The sequence below is a fragment of the Phyllobacterium bourgognense genome, from assembly GCF_003337575.1.
Taxonomy (GTDB): Bacteria; Pseudomonadota; Alphaproteobacteria; order Rhizobiales; family Rhizobiaceae; genus Phyllobacterium; species Phyllobacterium bourgognense.
The window spans coordinates 42,608-58,895 of record NZ_QPJM01000013.1 but is presented as its reverse complement, the minus strand read 5'-3'; the positions used below and the strand labels follow the sequence as shown (position 1 = coordinate 58,895).

The window sequence follows — 16,288 nt, the reverse complement described above, 5'->3', positions numbered from 1 at the left end:
CGCGCGTTTCAGGGGCCCTCGCGATACAATTAGTAAACTGGTAGCAGCTGCAGTAATGAAGACACTGGCAAATATCCTTGCGGCATTCATGCTGACCCTCTTTGTAGCGGGTTGCCAAAACTCGTCGATCGATGACCTGGCTCCTAATGGTGCCGGGACGCAGTTGCCGGAGAAGCTCGTCCAGAGCATGAAGGCGAAGGGCATGAGCCTTACATCGCCCGTCATGTTCCGCATATTCAAGGAAGAGAACGTACTTGAAGTGTGGAAACGCAAGGACAATGGCCGTTACGACATGGTCACGAATTACCAGATTTGCAAATGGTCGGGGAAACTTGGCCCCAAGTTCATTGAGGGTGACCGTCAGGCACCAGAGGGATTCTACGCAGTTCGCCCAGCCCAGATGAATCCGAAATCGAGCTATTATCTCTCATTCAACACGGGCTTTCCTAATGCATTGGACCGCGCCCTTGGCCGTACCGGTGCCAATTTGATGGTCCATGGCGCATGCTCGTCATCAGGTTGCTACTCAATGACCGATGCACAGGTCGCGCAGATTTATGCTTTCGCTCGGGATGCGTTTAAGGGCGGTCAGGAATCCATCCAGCTTCAGGCCTATCCTTTCCGCATGACCGCAGCCAATATGGCGCGCTACAAGGATGATCCGAATTACGCCTTCTGGAAGAACCTGAAAGAAGGTTACGATCACTTCGAAATCACCAAGGTGCCGCCGAAAGTGGATGTCTGCGAGAAGAAATATGTCTTCAATCACACGTCCGATCCGAATGCACCGATTGCGGCGACAGCAACGTGTCCGCCTTCCGATCAGCCAGAATCGCTGAAAATGGCATATCAGTCGTACCAAACCAGCTACGAGACCGCATTCTCTACAATGGTCGGCAAAGGGAAAATCACACCGCCTAGCCGCTCCATCCAGGGCATTGCAGAAGCCAAGATCATTGCCGACTGGAGCGCTCGCCGTGCTCGGGGTGAGCGCGTGACGCAAGAACCGCCGTCACTTTCGCCGCAGGACAAGGACGCGGCAACGAAGCCACAGGTCATGGTTCGCCTGGCTTCTGCCGTTGCAGCGGACAAGGCAAGGGAGGAGCGCGACGCTTCTAAAAGAACGCGTATGGGAAAGAGCATGGCCTCGGCTGCAGCAGCACCCATCACCCTCGCACGGCCATCAGTGCCGTCAAGCCCGGCAGCCACCCAACAATCTACGCCAACCCCACAAACCACTGCCGCTATCGCACCGGAAGCTCCTGCTGCTGCCGTCGAACAGCCAACCCCTGCGAAGAAGGCCTGGTGGAAGATTATCGGCAACTAGCATCCCGAAAGTAATCATGCCGGAAAAAGCAATCATGAATGCCGAGATATACGATCTTCGCGGCTTGAATTGCCCCTTGCCGGTGCTTAAAGCCCGCAGGAAGCTAGCGGATATGATGACTGGTAGCCGCATATGGGTTGAAACAAGCGACCCGCTAGCTGTTATCGACATGCCGAATTTTTGCCTGACTGAAGGTCATAGGCTGATCGAAACACTCAGCACCGACGGTGGCCACCGATTCCACATCGAATGCGGTTCATTAGCCTAGTTTCACACCGGAAATTGCCAACGGATTGTCAATCAGCGCGGTACGATCCGGCATATCGATCTGTGGCCGATCAAGAAATGCGTTGAAGAGTTGGCTGACATAGCTCTTCGGTAAATCCTTGACGATCAACACCAGGCGCGTTTCGCGAACACCATCCGGCCACGCTGCCAGCCGTGCTGGTGGATGAAAAATCTGCTGCACCCCATGTATGACGAGAGGCCGCTCCGGATCGTCCTCTAACTGTACGATACCCTTCACGCGCAGCAATTTTTCGCCATGGGCCGAACGCAACAAGTCAAGGAACATGTCGAAACTGTGCAGGGGTATCGGGGCATCGTGTTTCAGCGAGAATGACCGGATCTTGGCGTCGTGCCTGTTGACGTCGTGATGATGGTGTTCTCCATGCTCATGGTGGTGCCCATGATCGATCTGATCGTGTTCACGCTCGCGATCACGGTAGGCTTCCGCCTTTAGCCAATGCTGAACATCGACGGTCTTGGTTTCTGGATTATAGACGCCGCATTCGAACAACGCCGCATATCCCGTGCGCGAGTCGGCTACGTCGATCAGGTCGGCCCCTGGATTTAACGCAGCAAGCCTTGCGCGCAGCGCCGGGAGTTCATTTTGAGCTTCCGGCAAATCTGTCTTGGTTATAACGATGCGATCAGCAACAGCCGCCTGTTTTATCGCTTCCTCGTGCGCGTCGAGCGTTGCCATGCCATTGATCGCGTCTACGGTGGTGATCACGCCATCAACACGAAAGGCTTGCAACAACACCGGGTGGCCCATAACGGCATGCAGAACTGGCGCAGGGTCTGCAAGCCCGGTCGTCTCGATGATGACCCGTTTTAATCGCCGCAATTTGCCCGTCTGCAATCGGTCGATCAAATCCGAGAGCGTGTCGACCAGTTCGCCGCGTACGGTGCAACACAGACAGCCATCGGAAAGCTCGATGATGCCTTCGCTGGCTTTCTCGACAAGCAGATGATCAACGCCCACATCGCCGAATTCGTTGATAATTACGGCCGTATCGACCAGAGCTGGATCCTTCAACAGTCGGTTGAGGAGCGTCGTCTTTCCTGATCCCAGAAAGCCCGTGAGGACCGACACCGGTATGGGAGCGTCGGACATCAGTTTACTGCCTTCAAGGCATCACTCGCATCCGTCAGCGACGAGCGGGCAGGCCGCGGCATTGGAACAGGCACTCGGCTCAACTCCATCCCCAATGAATTGACCTTCGCGGGCAGCAGCGCAACTTTTTCCACTGCCGGTTCATGCTCCATCCTCTTCATATAAGGCGACCCCTGAACGATGTGCCCTTCAAGGTCCTTGCCGTCCCAGGTATCGGATCCCGATGCGTCTTTCGAACAGACACTCGGTCGCATGTTGACCGCCACGTCGCGCGTGGGTGCACCATAGGGCTGTAGTGTATCGATCGTCGTGCCGCTGCCTTGGGTCTCGAAGCCTTTGGCAAGAAGTTCCGCTGCCTTCGTCGCCCGCGTTGTCAATTTCAATTCGCCTAGCACAACCGTGATGATCGTCCTGCCGTTGCGCGTTGCGGAGCCGATCAAATTGTAGCCCGACGGGCAAACAAAACCAGTCTTCATGCCATCGGCACCCTGAAACCGGCCGATCAGCGCATTCAGATTAGGCTGAAGCTTCTTGCCACCATAGTCGATAGCTTCGATATCAAAATAATGCGCGTACTGCGGAAACTCTCGACGCAACTGCAGAGTCAGGATCGCGAGATCCCGCGCAGTTGTATAATGGTCATCCGAGTGAAGACCGTTTGGATTAACGAAATGCGAACCTGTCATGCCCAGACGCTGGGCTTCGGCGTTCATGAGCACAGCAAACTTGTCTGAAGAACCGCCCAACGTCTCACCCACCGCCATGGCGATATCATTGGCGGACTTCACCATCATGATCTTGAGCGCATTGTCCAATGTCAGCTCGGAGCCAACTTTGTAGCCCATCTTGCTTGGAGGTTGTTTGGCGGACAACGCAGTGATCTTGATTGGCGTATCCAGGGTAACCTGGCCTGACTCAATCATCCGGAACACCACGTAAACGGTCATCAATTTGGTCAAAGACGCTGGATACCAGCGTTGGAAAGCATCCTCTTGCGAGAGGATTTCGCCGTTGCCGGCGTCGACTGTAATATTCGCACCGGCAAGTGCCGCCGATGCAGCGGTCATCGTTATCACGCAACCCGAAAGAAAGAGTGCTACAGTTTTCCGCATTTCTGAAATCCGACCTGTCTATATAAACAACCCGGAAAGGCGTTAAGCCGCGCTTCACACCAGGCTGCAATGCCCTTATCTATCTTATGTGGCAGGCAAAAGGCAAAACACCTTTATTCTGTTCACCGAAATGTCAGACCTGAATTTGGAGTTATCCTCGAATGCCTTTGCTCAATCGCGCGATCGAAATGCAGGATGAGGTCTCCGCGTGGAGGCGCCATCTGCACGAGAACCCGGAAATAATGTTCGACGTGCATGAGACAGCGCGGTTCGTTGCAGAAAAGCTGCGCCAATTCGGTTGCGACGAGGTCGAGACTGGTATTGGGCGCACCGGTGTCGTCGGCATCATTCGCGGGCGCCACGGCGAAGGCCCGACTGTGGGCTTGCGCTCCGACATGGATGCGCTGCCACTTACTGAAATTACCGGTAAGCCCTGGGCTTCCCGTACAGATGGCAAAATGCACGCCTGCGGCCATGATGGCCACACGGCCATGCTTTTAGGTGCCGCGCAATATCTGGCCGAAACCCGCAACTTTGGTGGTTCAATCGCGGTTATCTTTCAGCCTGCGGAAGAGGGCGGCGGCGGGGGCCGTGAAATGGTCAAGGACGGCTTGATGGAGCGCTTCTCCATATCGGAAGTCTATGGCATGCACAACATTCCCGGACTTCCCATTGGTCAGTTTGCCATTCGCAAGGGCCCTATCATGGCAGCAACGGATGAGTTCACCATCATTGTCGAAGGTCGCGGCGGCCATGCAGCGCAGCCGCACCGGACGATTGACCCCGTCGTCATCGGCGCTCAATTGGTCAATGCCCTGCAAACCATCGTCTCGCGCGGTACAGACCCCCTTGATTCTGTCGTTCTGTCCGTCACCAAGTTTCATGCCGGCGATGCCCATAACATTATTCCTCAACGGGCCGAACTCGCTGGCACCGTCCGCACCTTGCGTTCAGAAATGCGCGATTTTGCCGAAAAGCGCCTGATCGAGGTCGCTGAAGGCGTTGCCGGAGCTTTGGGCGCAACCGCAACTGTCAATTATGCCCGCAACTATCCAGTAACCTTCAATCATGCTCGAGAGACCGACTTCGCGGCTAAAACGGCTCGCAGCGTCGCGGGAAATGATGCGGTCAATGAGGAAGTCGCGCCCATGATGGCCGGCGAGGATTTCTCCTACATGCTGGAAGCACGTCCAGGCGCGTTTATTTTCATAGGCAATGGTGAGAGCGCCTCGCTGCACAATCCCTCCTATGATTTCAACGACGACGCAATCCCGCACGGCATCAGTTACTGGGTGAAATTGGCTGAAAGTACTCTTCCCCCGCATCCTGATTGGGACCGGACTCCTGGAAATTTCCACTCATCTTGAGACTTGGCGACCGCCGCGAAAAACAGTATGTCAGGTCAGTTGGTCCCGTAGCTCAGTAGGATAGAGCGACAGATTCCTAATCTGTAGGCCACTGGTTCGAATCCAGTCGGGATCACCACTACATTTTTCGATCAAAAGGAACGAATTCAGAAAAACGTCCACGTTGTGCTCATTCAAAAGCAGTACTTGCAGTTGCGAAGCAAATGCAATATTTTGTTGTTATATGCCCTTATACTAATTTCCGGCCGCTTCCGACTGTAGTCGAAGCGGCCCCTTTTTGGGTGCCTTGCCCAACCGCCCTTGGCGTTTGTGCGAGGCGAGGTGTGATGCCTGATCCTGTTTGAGGCAGTTTTGTTTTATGATAGAGGCGGTTGCATTGGCACGCTTCTGGCAACCAAAACGTTTCAATCGAACTCTTTAGTTTCACCGTTCACCCATGGCTTGGGATGTGATCTCGGCGAGCGGTGAGAACAAGTATTCCAGAATGCGTCTCTTACCTGTCTTGACCTCGACGGTGACAGCCATCCCGGGAGAAAGCGGCATAGCTTTGCCGTCAACGTCGATCGTGATCTTGCTCGGTTTGACTGTAACGGGGAACACCAGGTTCTGTATGCGCTGGGCATTGCCGGTCGGGATCGTGCTCTGCAGCTCCTTGGCAGCTTCTGCCTCCACTTGCTGCGCGTCGGGTTCAGGGATGGCATCCGTAGCGACGCGCAAAACCCGACCTTCAATCATGCCGTAACGGGTGAACGGATAGGCTTCTACCTTGATCACTGCATCCTGGCCTGCCGAAACGAAGCCGATATCGTGATTGGGGAGATAGGCTTCGATCTCAAGCGCCGCATTTTCTGGAACGATCCGCATCAATTCGGAGCCAGCCGAAACCACCTGGCCGACCGTGGTAATGGCCGAGGCCTGCACAATCCCGTCGACCGGGCTCAGAATCGTCATGGATTGCATTTGATTGTTCGACTTGACGACTTGCTGTGTCAATTCATCGACCTGACGCGCTGCTGCCGCTTGTTTTTCGGTAGTGTCCGCTACGAACGTGTGGACCAATTTTGCCGACTCACTGGCCGCCACGTTCAATGCAGTGCGGGCTGTCGCAAGTTGTCCGGTTTGGCTTGCAAGAGTGGCTTGAGCCTCCTGCAACTGCTGAAGTGCATCGATGACCTGCGCTCTCGACCCGGCTTGCGAGGCTATCAGTTCAGAGCGCATAGCGACACGCTCGGTCAAGGTCGTCACCAATTTTTGCTGCGCCGCAATAGTTTCATCCAGGCCCTCGACCTCCGCCTGGCGCTGCTGACGCTGGGCATCGAGATTGTCCAGAGATGCATCGAGCTGCGAGAGATCGGCATTGTAGACGAGCTGTTCACGCGCAGCGATGTCGCCGGGGATGTCTTGTGGGAAGGCCAGCTTCAAGGCCATGCCAGTGCGGATGGCATCTGGGTGTGTGAGCCAATCATCGATCGTTACCTGAACAGCCTTGCGCCGGGAGACTTCGGCCCGATAGGCATAAAGATTTGTTAAGCCTGCGGTTTGCTCGGCCGTGATTTCAGTATCGTCAAGTCTAACCAGCACGTCGCCAGCTTTGACTTTGGTTCCGTTGTTCACAGGTATGGCAATGGTCTTGCCGACCTCGATCGACTGAATGACCTTGACCCGGCCGGTCGGCTGTACCTTGCCCTGCGCAGAGGCAACGATGTCGAATGTACCAAACCATGTCCAGATCAAGGTAGCTGCCGCCAGTACGCAAATGAACCAGATCATGGCAGTGCGCAATGGCGATGCCGGTGTTTCCAAAATCTCCAGAGCTGCGGGAAGAAACTCATTGTCTGAAGCGACACGTTTTGACGGCCGCCGATTTGATTTGACCGACGGTGTTTTCATTTGCACGTTCATTCCCTGCCTCCGGATTGCAGCTTCCACAGGTGCGCGTAAAGGCCACCTTCCCGAGCCACCAATGTCTCGTGCGTTCCCTCCTCGACGATTCGCCCGTCCTGCATGCCGATAATGCGATGGCAGTGACGCACGGTGGCAAGACGATGGGCAATGATGATCACTGTGCGGCCGCGCACGATCTCGCGCATATTGCCGAGCACGATCCGCTCGCTCTCATAGTCAAGTGCGCTGGTCGCTTCATCGAGGATCAGGATTGGCGGGTTGGTTGCCAACGCGCGGGCGATGGCCAGCCGCTGCCGCTGCCCCCCCGACAGATTAGCGCCGCGCTCTTCGATCAGCGTCTCGTAACCGCGCGGAAGTTTTGCGATGAATTCGTCTGCGCCCGATAACCGTGCCATCGCCATCACGCCTTCGCGCGACATGGCCGGATTGGCGAGCACAATGTTGTCGTGAATTGTGCGGTTGAACAGCATGTTTTCTTGCAGCACAACGCCGATATGTTTGCGCAACCAAGCTGGATCAGACTGTGCAATATCCATGCCGTCGATAAATACCTGGCCATTATTGGGAATGTAAAAACGCTGTACGAGCTTTGTAAGGGTCGATTTCCCCGAACCTGAGGGGCCAACGACACCAATTACCTCGCCCGGTCGAATCGCCATGCGGATGTCCTTCAGAACGTCCTGGCTATCGGGACTGTACCGGAACGTAACGCCCTTGAAGACAATACCGCCCTTTGGTGCAGGCAGGCTGATAGGTGTCGCGGGACGCGGCTCCTGAGGGGCGTTGAGAATATCTGCAAGTCGCGAGATCGAGACCTGAACCTGCTGAAAATCCTGCCACAGCTGAGACAACCGTAAAATCGGCTGGGCGACCTGGCCGGCAATCATATTGAACGCCACGAGCGCGCCGACCGTCAGTTCACCATTGATAACCGCCTGTGCACCGAACAACAGCAGCGCCGCATTGGTTAGCTTACTGATATACTGAATAGCATTCTGTCCCTTTGCTGCAAGCATGACTGCAGCAAACGACGAGCGGACATAGGCAGCCAGTCTCTCTTCCCACTCGGCGGCAACGACCGGTTCTACAGCCGAGGCTTTCAATGTCTGCACACCGACTACAGTCTCAACCAATAACTGCTGGCTATAGGCGCCACGATCGAATTTTTCGTCGATGCGTTCCTTTAGGAAGGGCCGAATCAAAAAACCGATGGCGAGGTAGAACGGAATCGACGCGACAACGATCCAGGCGAGCTTCGCAGAGTAACAGAATAGCACAAAGATGAAGATGAACGTAAAAACGAGATCGAGCCCGGAAAACAGACCCTGACCGGTCAAAAAATTGCGGATGGTTTCAAGTTCCCGTATCCGCGCCACCGTCTGTCCTGTTGCACGCGTTTCAAAATAGCTGAGCGGCAGATTGAGGAGGTGCCGGAAAAGCCTGCGGCCAAGTTCGACATCGATACGGTTTGTCGTATGTGATAGGGCATAGGTGCGCAGATATTGCAGGACGACGTCGAAAAGGCCGATCGCGGCCAGACCAATGACGAGAACGATCAGTGTTGAGTAGCTGCGATGCGCCAGCACTTTGTCGACTACGACCTGGAAGAACAGGGGCGTGACCAGGGCGAAGAGCTGAACGAATAGCGAAGCGATCAGGACGTGGCCGAATGCTTTGCGGTAACGCCAAATCGACGGTAAAAACCAACGAAATCCAAAACCTTCGCGCGACGCACCCGCTCCGCCAATACGCCGCTGAACCAGAATAAAAATCCCGTTCGTCAACGCCAAAAGTTCCGAGCCGCCAATCGCTCTAGACTTAAAACCGATCGGATTGATGAGTTTGAAATCTCCGCCGGAGGATTCGCCAAGAAGCGCAAAGCTTCCATCGTTAAGACAAGCAATCGCGGGAACCGGCATGGTCTTGAGCCGGCCTTCGCCGCCGCCGCTCACGATACGTGATTTAAGACCGATCGATTGTGCGGCCCTCAAAATGTCTTCTGATTTTGCCGCGCTACTGAGCGCCAATTCGTGCGCCATTGTTTCGGGCTGTGCTGCAATGCGGTAAAAACCGGCAATGGCCGCCAGCGCGATTAAACCGCTATCGGCTTTACCCTTATCGCTAGTCGATCGAGAAACTTCATCAACAATAATATCTGCATCATTCATGATTCAAAACCAAATATACTTCTAAAAAAACACGATGCGCCGGCTAATAAGAGCCGTGAAAGAATATGAAACACCCGAGAGACCGGATTGCTGCCGATACCACTGCCGTCCCAAAAAGTCCAACGGTACAGCACCAGTTACTGGTCTTGGGCGTATGGATACGCAAAAAAGCACGCCGACATGTGTCAGGGAGAGTTGAGGTATTTATTTTCGCTGGTATGGCTTCGTTCAAGCAATCCTGAAAGTGCCGTTGGTTATGACAAGGCCGGCACGCCAGTTTAAATTAGTTTGCGAAGCATGTACGAGGAGGCAGCGCAGATATCGCGGGGAACGGGCCGATGATAATCTCAAATTGGCCGGCGTTGGAACCAATCGAGAATGGTTGCCGCCCGGCAGTGTTCGGATCCGCGTCGGCTAATGAAAGGTCGATTTGTCATTGCTGAACCGGCCGATCCGAAATGCGGGATTCGGCGGGATTGTTTCCGCCGGCCAAGTAACCGATTCTATTGGTCGGCTATGATCATACCTTTGAACAGGTCAAACTTTAGCCTTCTGCCAGTTCATCACGCTTTTGTTAAGATCCGCTTTGGCAGATTGGTATTCGTTGACCGAAGTCCAGTAGCGTAATGTTATTGCTGCGGTCGCGTCACCCAGTTCGGCCACAAAGGCTGAAGGAGCCGGGTCTTTCTTGACCCGCTCGTCGGTTTCAGCCTGTTCGATCAAGGATTGCTGCACCTGGTCCAAATCATCCTCGTTGGAAACCGTAATCGTGATGTCATTGCGCCGAATACCGTTTCGGGTAAAATTCTTGACGGGCAGGGTCCAAAGCGTCGAATTTGGCGCAAGAATGTATATGCCGTCCGCAGCACGCAATCGCGTCGCAAAGAGTCCGATTTCTTCGACTGTACCGCTGACGCTGCCGACCTCTACGTATTCACCGATGCGAAGGGGACGGAGCGCCAAAAGCATGATTCCTGCTGCGATATTCTGCAACGTTCCTTGCAAAGCCAGCCCGATTGCCAAGCCGACAGCACCGATGGCAGCAATTACAGAAGCCGTCTGGATACCAAATTGACCGAGCACCATTACCACGACAAGGCCGAGCACCACATAGCGCGCGATCTTGGAAAAAAACCGGCGCAATGTCAGGTCAAAGCCGCCGACTTGCCCAAGCCCGGCATAGACCCAACGCTCCACGAGACCTGCTACAACAAATCCGATGATCAGCAACAGAACTGCGCCAATTACTGAGAATGCATAAGCAACAACAAGGGCGCTTGCTTCACGAATGCCAGTCTGAATTGCGGAAAACGCGTTCTGAGGATCAAGTTCCATGAGAGATTCCTTTCCGGCAAGAGAATACCAACCTTACAACTGTGATGTTGGTTCCCCTATTGAAGGCAAAAGGCCAGTAAGTATTCATAATGTTTCCTGCGTTGGACGGACAATCACATCGGCTTGCGAACAGCATAGACAGTAACCGGCAGAGCAGAACGCCACGTATCAAAACCACCCAGAGGTTGCGCGTACGAAAAAGCAAGCTTTGTGAGTTCGCCGCCATGGGCGGAGCGCCAGCCAACAATTGCCATTTCACTCTGAATTGTCACAGCATTGGCAACCAGGCGCCCACCTGGCTTGAGGCCCTCCCAGCACGCCTCCATTACCCCTTCATCGGTCACGCCGCCACCGATGAAGACGGCATCGGGTTCTGCGAGCCCTTGCAAAGCCGCCGGCGCTTCACCGCGCACAAGTTGAAGGTCAGGCACACCCAACGTCCGGCTGTTGCGCAGGATCAAATCTTGCCGCTTGTCATTGGCTTCAATTGCCAAGGTCCGGCATGAACTGTGTGCGCGCATCCACTCAATGCCGATCGAGCCGCAACCCGCCCCGACATCCCATAAGAGCTCCCCCGGCAGCGGCGCGAGATATGCCAGAGTAACGGCACGGACATCCCGTTTGGTCAATTGCCCATCATGTTCGAACGCTTCGTCGGGCAAACCGGCACACGTAGAATAGATCCGGGCTGGTGGCATCGCTTTGCCGCAATCCACAGCAAGCACATTGAGATCGGCACAGCGAGGTTGGTTCCAGGCATTTGCAATGCCATCAATTCGCCCCTGCGCAGCACCCCCCAGATGTTCCAGCACAGTCAAGCGCGCTGAGCCGAACCCGGTTTTGCTCAGCATCTGCGCAACCCGCAAAGGTGTGCCTCCATCATTGCTGAGAATAAGCAACTTTGCCCCAGGCGCGAACGCCTTGAACAGGGCCTCGATTGGCCTGCCATGAACACTCAGCAGTTGTGTCTCCTGTATCGGCCAGCCCATGGCAGCGGCCGCCAGCGAGAATGATGAAGGAGCCGGAATTATTCGCATCTCATCGGCCGCGACATAGTGCGTCAGAGTGGCACCCATGCCGAAATGCATCGGATCGCCGCTGGCCAACACAGCGACAGGCTGGCCGCGCACGGCAAGGAGCATGGGGTACGCGTCCGAGAATGGGCTGGGCCATGCAATACGTTCACCAGTCAGCCCTTCGGGCAACAGATCCAGATGGCGCTTGCCGCCGAAAATGGTTCCAGCACCTGCGAGGGCATCACGGGCATTCTGACCGAGACCACTATATCCATCCTCGCCAATCCCGATAATCGTCAACCATTGTGTCATCATACATTCCATCGAATTGCGGCTACCATGCATGCCCGAAACCGCTTGTTGGGTCAACGAAGCGAGCGCTATGAGAAAGGTTGGCACGCCCCGAGGCATCCTGTAAAACCGACAATGCCATGAGCCATCTGAAAACCACTATCCAGCGATCAACCGTCGACGCACGGCGCTCTGCCTGCCCTGGGTTGTTCCGCATGGCAAAGGCCCTCGACGGCGGTATCTGCCGTTTGAAACTGACCTTTGGCGATCTGAGCGCAGTTCAGGCGCGCTTCGTCGCGGATGCAGCACAGCGTTGTGGCAACGGCACGATCGAAATCACCAATCGCGCCAATCTGCAGATTCGGGGCGTGCGTCCGGAAATGGAAGAAGCATTGGTTACTGCTTTGCTGGAAGCAGGGCTCGGACCGTTGACCGACCGCGGCGATGACGTTCGCAACATTATGATCAGCCCGTTTGCCGGATTTGACCGGACGCTGCCGGACGTGCGGCCTCTGGCCCTGCGCGTCCTGACAATCGTGCAGACGAATCTGCTCTACCAGACTCTTTCGCCCAAGTTTTCCATCCTCATTGATGGAGGCGAAAGCGTTGCGATGGTTGATCACCCCCATGATCTTTGGCTCAGTCCTGTCGATCTGGAAAGTGGTGCGGCGCGCTTCGCCTTCGGCATTGCAGGCGTGCCGCCCACAAAAGCCGATGCTCAGCCTGCTCTTGGTAGCATCGCAACCAAGCAAGCATTTGGTCTCATCACTGGCATGCTCGATATCTTCATCGAATGGTGCCGTGCACACCCGCAAGCTTCGCGCCTCCGTCATATGACGGACGAAACTGGGGCCGAATACCTCGTAGACCAGTTGGAATCGCGCCTCGGAGTTCCGATACGAAGTGAGAAGATTACAAATTGGCGCAGATACCCTGCCCGCGAAAATGGCCATCTTGGCCCCTCGCCGGAAGCTGAAAACTCACACTGTTTTGTAGGCGCCATGCCTCCACTTGGCCGCCTTGATCCAGGCCTTTTACAATCGCTGGCAGACGTTGCCGAAAAGTATGGCAACGGAACATTGCGCATGACACCTTGGCAAAGCGTTCTCTTGCCGCAAGTTTCAATCGGTGATGCAAAGACAACGCTCGCTGCGCTCGAAGCACTCGGACTGGGCGCCAATCCTAAAAAAGCGCTTGCGACGATGATCAGCTGTTCGGGGTCGGCGGGATGCAGTTCGGCCTTGGCAGCCACCCAGTCAGATGGGCTGAAGCTCGCGTCGCTAATGCAGGGTAGTCCCGCGGTTCCGCGAATCCATATGAGCGGTTGCAGCAAATCCTGTGCGTCGCCCTCGGCCAAACCTATCACGCTCGTGGCAACTGCCGCAGGACGTTACGACGTCTTTCTGTGCGCGACTAATGGACCGTCGCGTTTTGGCAAGCTATTGGCTGCCAATGTCACTATCGACGAAGCTGCCGAATTGATCGGTGAGAATTCCGGCTCTGGGGGGCCAATATATGCTTGACTATATCCGCGACGGTCAGGCGATCTATGATCGCTCGTTCGCTATCATTCGTTCCGAAGCCGATTTGAACGGCATTCCAGCTGACCTGGAAAAGCTGGCCGTGCGCGTCGCCCATGCTTGCGGCATGGTCGATGTGATACAGGACCTGGCGTTTTCCGAGGGTGCTGCAACAGCTGGTCGCAACGCATTGCTGAGCGGCGCGCCGATCTTGTGCGACGCACGCATGGTGGCGGAGGGTGTTACACGGTCGCGTCTGCCGGCTCAAAATCAGGTGATTTGCACCTTGGGAGATCCCTCGGTCGCCAAATTGGCGCTCGACATAGGCAACACCCGCTCCGCCGCGGCTTTGGAACTATGGCGCCCCCACTTGGCGGGTGCGGTTGTTGCCTTCGGCAATGCGCCCACTGCCCTGTTTCGATTGCTCGAAATGATCGACGAAGGTGCTTCGAAGCCGGCGCTGATTCTCGGCTTTCCAGTCGGCTTTGTCGGCGCGATGGAATCCAAGGCGGCGCTTGCCGAGGACAGCCGCGGAATTCCCTATGTCGTCGTGCATGGCCGCCGCGGCGGCAGTGCCATGGCTGCCGCAGCGATCAATGCTCTCGCGTCGGAGAAAGAATAATGCCGAAGCCCGGGCGGCTTTTTGGGCTGGGCGTTGGTCCCGGCGATCCTGAACTCATTACATTGAAGGCGTTGCGTCTGCTTCAGTCTGCTCCCGTGGTCGCCTATCACGCTGCCAAAGGCAAGAAGGGTAACGCATTGGCCATCGTCGAGCGCTATCTTGATGAGAAGCAGCTTCTCGTCCCGCTGATTTATCCAGTCACGACGGAGATACTACCCGCTCATATGAACTACGATGCTATCGTCAGCGATTTCTACGGCGAAATAACTGCGCTTTTGCGCACCCATCTCGACGCGGGAACCGATGTCGCGGTTATCGCCGAGGGGGATCCATTCTTCTACGGCTCCTTCATGTACATCCACGACAGACTGGCTGAAGACTACGAAACCGAAGTCGTGCCAGGTGTATGTTCCGTCCTGGGCGGAGCCGCCGTGCTTGGTGCACCTCTGGTCTATCGGAATCAGACGCTTACCGTTCTCTCCGGTGTCCTTTCTGCACAAGATTTGAAAACCCGGCTCGCCGCCACCGAAGCCGCAGCGATCATGAAGCTTGGTAAAAACCTCGCGAAAGTGCGTGGTGTAATCGACGATCTTGGCCTGCTCGATCGGGCGCTTTATGTCGAACGGGCAACGATGGAGGCACAACGCATCATTCCATTGGCGGAAGTCGATCCCGAATCCTCGCCCTACTTCTCATTGATTCTCGTTCCGGGAGAGAAATGGGCGGGTAGCGCCGAATGATATATCCCATAGCCATAGTGGCCCTGTCGGCGCTCGGCATGGAAACGGCATTGCGAATCAAAGCGAGCATGCTGGGAGTAACTATCTATGGGTTGGAAGCCCGCGTCGACGGCGCCGATATCTCCTACACGAACTTCGGCGAAACAGTCCGACAGCTCTATCAGAACGGTCATGCAGTCATCGCTCTCTGTGCCGCCGGCATTACTATCCGCTCCCTCGCCCCGGCTCTTGGTGACAAGGGCGCCGAACCGCCCGTTCTGGCGGTGGCGGATGATGGCAGCGCGGTAGTTCCCCTCTTGGGTGGCACAACAGGCGTGAACGTCCTTGCCCGACAAATTGCAGCTGTTCTTAAGATCTCACCCGCCATAACGACATCAGGTGAACTCCGGTTCGGTACTTGCCTGCTCAATCCTCCCCCGGGCTTCGAATTGAAAAATCCCGAGGATGCCAAGACGTTCATTGCTGATTTGCTTGGAGGCAAAACTGTTAGAATAGAGGGGGACGCACCTTGGCTTCAGGAGGCCAACCTTCCTCTGGATGACGACGCGGAACTGCGCATTCTGGTTACATCTTCGGATGTTGCACCCCAAAAAGGCGATCTGGTTTTTCAGCGCAAGCCGACAGATTTTACGAGCTTGCCTTCCCTGGAATCTACCGTTGCAGGCCATAGCCGTGGGAGGCTTGCAGTGGTAGGTCTCGGGCCAGGCAGCCCTGATTTCATGATTCCGGCGGTTAAACGGGAACTGCAGAACGCAGACGATGTGCTTGGCTACGAGACTTACGTCCGCATGGCGGGGCCTTTCCGCTCAGACCAGACTCTGCATATGACCGACAATCGCGAGGAAATGCAGCGCGCGCGACACGCTTTCGAGCTTGCCGCAACGGGCCGGTCCGTCGTGATGGTTTCTTCCGGTGATCCCGGTGTTTTCGCCATGGCTGCTGCAGTGGTCGAGGCATTGCATGAATCTGCGGACGTCTCCTGGCATGCTGTGGAGTTGGAAATACTGCCCGGGGTTTCCGCTGCGTTGGCGGCAGCCAGTCTCAGTGGCGCACCACTCGGCCATGATTTCTGTGTTCTCTCGCTTTCCGACAATTTGAAGCCTTGGGAGATTATTGAGAAACGCATTTCATTGGCCGCCGAAGCAGACCTTGCAATGGCATTCTACAATCCAATCTCAAAGCATCGTCCTTGGCAACTGCCACGCGCCATCGATATCCTGCGCAAGTACCGGAATGTTGATACCCCTATCGTCCTTGGTCGAGATATCGGCCGTCCTGCGGAAACCTTGCGTGTCATCGCGCTTGCCGAGCTAACCCCCGATCAGGTGGACATGCGAACGGTGATCATTGTCGGATCGTCGCTCACGCGCAGTTTTGAACGCAGGGACGGCGGCAAATGGGTCTATACGCCTCGCTGGTACGGAACCAAGCCCGAAGGTTGAACAGAAAGTCCATGCCGGAAAAAGGACTGAGCGCTTCGCTTTTG

Annotated in this window: 13 protein-coding genes and 1 tRNA gene; 8 read left to right on the top strand and 6 right to left on the bottom strand. The window is 55.6% G+C overall.

Going from position 1 to position 16,288, the window contains the following annotated elements; genetic code table 11:
• Nucleotides 1-55 precede the first annotated feature (55 nt).
• Together C7476_RS19805 and C7476_RS19800 are read left to right on the top strand one after the other, a co-directional pair.
• A complete protein-coding gene (locus C7476_RS19805; RefSeq protein WP_114431597.1) occupies nucleotides 56-1,327 on the top strand; it encodes a L,D-transpeptidase family protein in 1,272 nt (423 codons plus the stop codon).
• Nucleotides 1,328-1,343: 16 nt separating this feature from the next.
• A complete protein-coding gene (locus C7476_RS19800) occupies nucleotides 1,344-1,595 on the top strand; it encodes a sulfurtransferase TusA family protein (RefSeq protein ID WP_245426428.1) in 252 nt (83 codons plus the stop codon).
• Here C7476_RS19800 and C7476_RS19795 read toward each other — a convergent pair.
• Nucleotides 1,587-2,726: a CobW family GTP-binding protein gene (locus C7476_RS19795; protein ID WP_114431596.1), complete on the bottom strand. Its 1,140-nt coding sequence runs from the start codon at nucleotides 2,724-2,726 to the stop codon at nucleotides 1,587-1,589. The two genes, C7476_RS19800 and C7476_RS19795, sit on opposite strands and share 9 nt — an antisense overlap.
• On the bottom strand, nucleotides 2,726-3,838 hold the full coding sequence (locus C7476_RS19790) for a D-alanyl-D-alanine carboxypeptidase family protein (RefSeq protein ID WP_114431595.1): 1,113 nt from the start codon (nucleotides 3,836-3,838) through the stop codon (nucleotides 2,726-2,728). The genes C7476_RS19795 and C7476_RS19790 overlap by 1 nt, the downstream gene beginning before the upstream one ends.
• A gap of 161 nt (nucleotides 3,839-3,999) precedes the next feature.
• On the opposite strand from C7476_RS19790, the gene C7476_RS19785 reads away from it, so the two are divergent.
• Entirely contained in the window at nucleotides 4,000-5,205 is a 1,206-nt protein-coding gene (locus C7476_RS19785; protein WP_114431594.1) for a M20 aminoacylase family protein, read from the top strand.
• A gap of 41 nt (nucleotides 5,206-5,246) precedes the next feature.
• Nucleotides 5,247-5,323, top strand: a tRNA-Arg gene (locus C7476_RS19780).
• 305 nt (nucleotides 5,324-5,628) lie between these two features.
• Here C7476_RS19780 and C7476_RS19775 read toward each other — a convergent pair.
• From C7476_RS19775 to cbiE, 4 genes are all read right to left on the bottom strand, one after another.
• Complete coding sequence (locus C7476_RS19775) at nucleotides 5,629-7,107, bottom strand: HlyD family type I secretion periplasmic adaptor subunit (RefSeq protein WP_114431593.1); 1,479 nt, start codon at nucleotides 7,105-7,107, stop codon at nucleotides 5,629-5,631.
• A complete protein-coding gene (locus C7476_RS19770) occupies nucleotides 7,104-9,278 on the bottom strand; it encodes a type I secretion system permease/ATPase (protein ID WP_114431592.1) in 2,175 nt (724 codons plus the stop codon). Before C7476_RS19770 ends, C7476_RS19775 begins: the two co-directional genes overlap by 4 nt.
• Nucleotides 9,279-9,815: 537 nt before the next feature.
• Nucleotides 9,816-10,613, bottom strand: a complete 798-nt coding sequence (locus tag C7476_RS19765; RefSeq protein ID WP_114431591.1) for a mechanosensitive ion channel family protein — start codon at nucleotides 10,611-10,613, stop codon at nucleotides 9,816-9,818.
• A gap of 113 nt (nucleotides 10,614-10,726) precedes the next feature.
• Entirely contained in the window at nucleotides 10,727-11,941 is a 1,215-nt protein-coding gene (gene cbiE / locus C7476_RS19760) for a precorrin-6y C5,15-methyltransferase (decarboxylating) subunit CbiE (protein WP_114431590.1), read from the bottom strand.
• Between the two features lie 119 nt (nucleotides 11,942-12,060).
• On the opposite strand from cbiE, the gene cobG reads away from it, so the two are divergent.
• Genes cobG through cobJ form a run of 4 tightly spaced genes read left to right on the top strand, consistent with a single transcriptional unit; the run spans nucleotide 12,061 to nucleotide 16,244 of the window.
• Nucleotides 12,061-13,443 (top strand): precorrin-3B synthase, encoded by a 1,383-nt coding sequence (gene cobG / locus C7476_RS19755; RefSeq protein ID WP_147274689.1) that lies wholly within the window; start codon nucleotides 12,061-12,063, stop codon nucleotides 13,441-13,443.
• Nucleotides 13,436-14,062 (top strand): precorrin-8X methylmutase, encoded by a 627-nt coding sequence (locus C7476_RS19750; RefSeq protein ID WP_114431588.1) that lies wholly within the window; start codon nucleotides 13,436-13,438, stop codon nucleotides 14,060-14,062. The genes cobG and C7476_RS19750 overlap by 8 nt, the downstream gene beginning before the upstream one ends.
• A complete protein-coding gene (locus C7476_RS19745; RefSeq protein ID WP_114431587.1) occupies nucleotides 14,062-14,802 on the top strand; it encodes a precorrin-2 C(20)-methyltransferase in 741 nt (246 codons plus the stop codon). Before C7476_RS19750 ends, C7476_RS19745 begins: the two co-directional genes overlap by 1 nt.
• On the top strand, nucleotides 14,799-16,244 hold the full coding sequence (gene cobJ / locus C7476_RS19740) for a precorrin-3B C(17)-methyltransferase (protein ID WP_114431586.1): 1,446 nt from the start codon (nucleotides 14,799-14,801) through the stop codon (nucleotides 16,242-16,244). The genes C7476_RS19745 and cobJ overlap by 4 nt, the downstream gene beginning before the upstream one ends.
• The last annotated feature ends 44 nt before the right edge of the window (nucleotides 16,245-16,288 follow it).

Excerpts from the sequence above, each read along its gene's own strand:
- C7476_RS19750 (WP_114431588.1), top strand. The coding sequence starts at position 13,436 with ATGCTTGACTATATCCGCGACGGTCAGGCGATCTATGATCGCTCGTTC.
- C7476_RS19795 (WP_114431596.1), bottom strand. The coding sequence starts at position 2,726 with ATGTCCGACGCTCCCATACCGGTGTCGGTCCTCACGGGCTTTCTGGGA.
- C7476_RS19800 (WP_245426428.1), top strand. The coding sequence starts at position 1,344 with ATGCCGGAAAAAGCAATCATGAATGCCGAGATATACGATCTTCGCGGC.
- C7476_RS19775 (WP_114431593.1), bottom strand. The coding sequence starts at position 7,107 with ATGAACGTGCAAATGAAAACACCGTCGGTCAAATCAAATCGGCGGCCG.
- cobG (WP_147274689.1), top strand. The coding sequence starts at position 12,061 with ATGAGCCATCTGAAAACCACTATCCAGCGATCAACCGTCGACGCACGG.
- cobJ (WP_114431586.1), top strand. The coding sequence starts at position 14,799 with ATGATATATCCCATAGCCATAGTGGCCCTGTCGGCGCTCGGCATGGAA.
- C7476_RS19805 (WP_114431597.1), top strand. The coding sequence starts at position 56 with ATGAAGACACTGGCAAATATCCTTGCGGCATTCATGCTGACCCTCTTT.
- C7476_RS19770 (WP_114431592.1), bottom strand. The coding sequence starts at position 9,278 with ATGAATGATGCAGATATTATTGTTGATGAAGTTTCTCGATCGACTAGC.
- C7476_RS19790 (WP_114431595.1), bottom strand. The coding sequence starts at position 3,838 with ATGCGGAAAACTGTAGCACTCTTTCTTTCGGGTTGCGTGATAACGATG.
- C7476_RS19785 (WP_114431594.1), top strand. The coding sequence starts at position 4,000 with ATGCCTTTGCTCAATCGCGCGATCGAAATGCAGGATGAGGTCTCCGCG.
- C7476_RS19745 (WP_114431587.1), top strand. The coding sequence starts at position 14,062 with ATGCCGAAGCCCGGGCGGCTTTTTGGGCTGGGCGTTGGTCCCGGCGAT.
- C7476_RS19765 (WP_114431591.1), bottom strand. The coding sequence starts at position 10,613 with ATGGAACTTGATCCTCAGAACGCGTTTTCCGCAATTCAGACTGGCATT.
- cbiE (WP_114431590.1), bottom strand. The coding sequence starts at position 11,941 with ATGACACAATGGTTGACGATTATCGGGATTGGCGAGGATGGATATAGT.